This window comes from Sandarakinorhabdus cyanobacteriorum (assembly GCF_002251755.1).
Classification (GTDB): domain Bacteria; phylum Pseudomonadota; class Alphaproteobacteria; order Sphingomonadales; family Sphingomonadaceae; genus Sandarakinorhabdus; species Sandarakinorhabdus cyanobacteriorum.
This window is the reverse complement of record NZ_NOXT01000018.1, coordinates 1-3,200: the sequence shown is the minus strand read 5'-3', so window position 1 is coordinate 3,200 and position 3,200 is coordinate 1. Positions and strand designations below refer to the sequence as shown.

3 protein-coding genes are annotated in these 3,200 nt (G+C 60.3%); all 3 read left to right on the top strand.

From position 1 onward, the window contains the following. The first annotated feature begins 52 nt into the window (after positions 1-52). The 3 genes from CHU93_RS00330 to CHU93_RS00320 are packed head-to-tail and all read left to right on the top strand — an operon-like array spanning position 53 to position 3,192. Complete coding sequence (locus CHU93_RS00330) at positions 53-1,117, top strand: hypothetical protein (protein ID WP_094472241.1); 1,065 nt, start codon at positions 53-55, stop codon at positions 1,115-1,117. Between the two features lie 3 nt (positions 1,118-1,120). Beyond that, positions 1,121-1,873, top strand: a complete 753-nt coding sequence (locus tag CHU93_RS00325; RefSeq protein ID WP_094472240.1) for an OmpA/MotB family protein — start codon at positions 1,121-1,123, stop codon at positions 1,871-1,873. Beyond that, positions 1,870-3,192, top strand: a complete 1,323-nt coding sequence (locus CHU93_RS00320) for an EH signature domain-containing protein (protein ID WP_165768531.1) — start codon at positions 1,870-1,872, stop codon at positions 3,190-3,192. The genes CHU93_RS00325 and CHU93_RS00320 overlap by 4 nt, the downstream gene beginning before the upstream one ends. Positions 3,193-3,200 lie beyond the last annotated feature (8 nt).

Here is a 3,200-nt window from a genome sequence, read left to right as displayed (position 1 = left end):
TGATTGTCGCGCATTCTCACCCTGATTGTCGCGCGACAGTGCGCTGACGGTCATGACCGAACGCCTCGGCGCGCTGCCCGAAAAGCTCAATGAGAAGGCTGGCGAAGCTGAGAACCAGATCCGGGATGCAGCCAATCTCTTCTCGCAGGCTGCTGCTGGGATGCAGACTGCTTTTGCTAGCCTGATGCAACGCATTGAGGAAATGAGTGGGGCCCTGCTCGAAAGGCAGAAGGCAGCCGCAGAGGGTATCGATACGCAGCTTCGCGACAATAACGCCCGCTATGAAGCTGCTGCGAAGCAGAATGCGGAGGCGCTGGCGCAGACTGGCGAGGAAATGCGCCTCTTGATGGGGGACGTCGCGAAAGCAGTTTCAGCTATCGGTCCGCTTTTGACAGAGCAGGCATCTGAGGCGGCCAAGCTGCAGCGTGAGACGTCAGAAACCATCGCTCGGACGATGGCAAGTGAGGCCGCTAATGCTGCAGCAGGTGCCAGCAGGCAGGCGGTCGAGGCGGTCACTGAAGTTGTGGATGATCTCGTCGAGCGTTTTGAGGGTGCGAATAAACGGCTCACAGAACGTCTCGATGCCGCAATGGCGCGGCTTGATGTCTTTGGAGCCAATGTTGCCAGAGCTGGCGACAGCGCTGATTCCAGTTCCCGACGCCTGGCCGAGGCCGGTGTCGCTGCCGAGCGGTTGGGCGGCCAGCTCGTTTCGAGCGGGCAGGCTGTGACCGCGGAACTGGGCAAGGCCGCCGGTGCATTGGGCGCCGTCGGTGAACCTATTCGGCGGTCCACTGAAGCGATCTTGGCAACGCTGCGCGATAGCAGTGAGGCGATTTCCGAACAGCGCAAGGCAGCAGAAGCGCTGGTCACCAACTTCACGGCGACGAGTACTGCTGCTGCCAATGCCTGGCGGGATTATCAGACGCGATTTGAAGGCGTCGACGATGCCCTGGCTGAGGTCCTGACGAACTTGACGCGAGACATGCAGCAGCGTGCCGAGCAACTCGCCGCATTCGCCAGCAAGGTCGACATCAACACGGGCCGTGCCGTCGACCGGCTTGCAGCTTTGGTGGAAGACTTGGCGGTTGCGCAGTCGCCACCGCCAGCGGGTCGCTAAGCCATGCCTCGGCTTTCTAATCGCAGATCCGTCGAGGAGGATGATGAAGGGTTCTATGTCAGCATGTCCGACATGCTGACAGGTCTGCTGTTCATTTTCATCATCCTGCTGGTCTACTACGCAGTGCAGTTCAGACAGACGACCCAAGAGATGACGGGAGCAAACACAGCCCGTGCGGAATTGCTCAAGGAACTGCAGCGCCGCCTTTTGAAGCAAGATATCAATGTGCAGATCGACACCGACACAGGTGTACTCCGTCTGCCAGACGCTATTCTGTTTGATGAAGGGCGCTCCGATCTTTCCGAAGCGGGTAAAGAAAAGGTAGCGAAGCTGGCCGATGTATTGGTTGCGGTACTCCCATGCTATACCGACTATGCAAGGCTGGACACTCCTTGTACCGCCAAACGCAGTCAATACCGCATCGATGCCCTTTTCGTGGAAGGCCATTCGGACGTTCGTCCATTGAACCGTGGCGGGAGGGATGTGAACGTTGAACTGTCGGCTGAGCGTGCCATCAATACCTTTCGCGAGCTTCGTCAACGCCAGAGAGCACTCGACTCCTTGAAGACCAAGGTCGGTACTCGCGATCGCCAACGATTGGTCCCGATCCTGTCTGTCAGTGGCTACGGTGGGACGCGTCCTACTTTGGGGCACGAGGGCGCTTCGCAAGAGGACTACCGCGCCAACCGACGCATCGACCTGCGATTCTTGATGGCGACTCCGGATGCGTCGCGATTTGCGAGTATGCTGCTGTGAGCGGCGCGCTGCGCGGTGTTATCGCCGAGATCTTGAATGATCGTTTCAGGGGGCGTCCGGTGCCTGAAATCCCACCAAGCATATCGAAGGCCTTGGCATCCCTCCAGAGGCGTTACCAAGGTAACGAGTCGGCGGGCAGAGGTGACCCAGAGGGCGATCGCGCCTTTCTTGCCCGCGCCGCTCGCCAGCCGATAATGCAGCTATCTGCTAGCGAGGCCCGCCGCGCATTGCGGCCGGCATGGGTCGAGCTGACACGGTCTGTATCGCCAGAGCTAAAGTCTGAAGTCTTGGTCGCGCCCGATTGGGTTCAGGGCCTTACCGAGCGGCTGGTGAACATGAATTGGAAGCCAGCTGATCGTCGCCTGGTGCTTGTATGGCTCGACGTGTTCCCCCGAACCGCTGCTGCCAGCTTCCTTGCGCAAGCCGCTCGGGTGGCGGCCAGTCGCCACGACTGGCCATTGCGTGAAGCCGGTGAGCGGTTGAGCTTGTGGGACGCTGATGCTGGCCCGCGCGCGCTTGGGCGTGCTCTTAAGGCCAAGATCGCGGAAGGAGCCGACCCCACGTTGGTGCTCGACGAGGCGGGACTGTCCTCGCTGCCCGATGCAGGGATCGTGGAAGCGGCGCTTGATCGCTTGGCAGATGACACGGCTGGTGCTGCTCCGGCCAATACGACCCGCGACGTGACCGCACTGCTTGACCTGCTGGAGCGATTGCCTGGCGGCAGTGAACGTCAGCTCTCGCCGGCGATAGTTCATGGGTTGCTCGCACCATGGCTCAGCAAAGCGCCTGGATCCGAGCTCAAGGTGCGCCTGCAAGCCTTCATGCTAGCGCGCGTGGGTGATCCCCGTTTCAAGGGTGCCGCTCGTTGGGCTGCCTTGACGAAGGAGATGCAAGCGCGGGGATATTCGAGGGCCGATCGTCTCGAAGGTATGCTGCGCCAGTGGCTTATCGGAGAAGCGTTCGAGCTCTTCTTCAAGTTGCTGGCCGATACCACCGATAATCCCGCACAGTGGCAACGGCGGCAGAAGTTTTGGCGGCGTTACCTGGATGAAGGTCGTATCAGCAACGCGTGGTTCGTCCTTGGCAGTGATGCTGCCCATTGGGCGCGAAGCCAAGGCGATCGCTTGAAGCGCGGCCAATATGGCCAGCTCAGCTCGGGGGCAAATGCCCAGCAATCAGCGCTGCTGCTTCAGATCGGCGAACTGACGATCGCCGAATGGAGCGACAATGGTAGCTGCTGCTTCTGGCGCCCGGGCGCCAGCGAAATGCCGCAATTTGGCGCCCCTTGTGAATCGGCATGGAATATTGACCCCTGTTGAGGGGTGAT

Excerpts from the sequence above, each read along its gene's own strand:
- CHU93_RS00330 (WP_094472241.1), top strand. The coding sequence starts at position 53 with ATGACCGAACGCCTCGGCGCGCTGCCCGAAAAGCTCAATGAGAAGGCT.
- CHU93_RS00325 (WP_094472240.1), top strand. The coding sequence starts at position 1,121 with ATGCCTCGGCTTTCTAATCGCAGATCCGTCGAGGAGGATGATGAAGGG.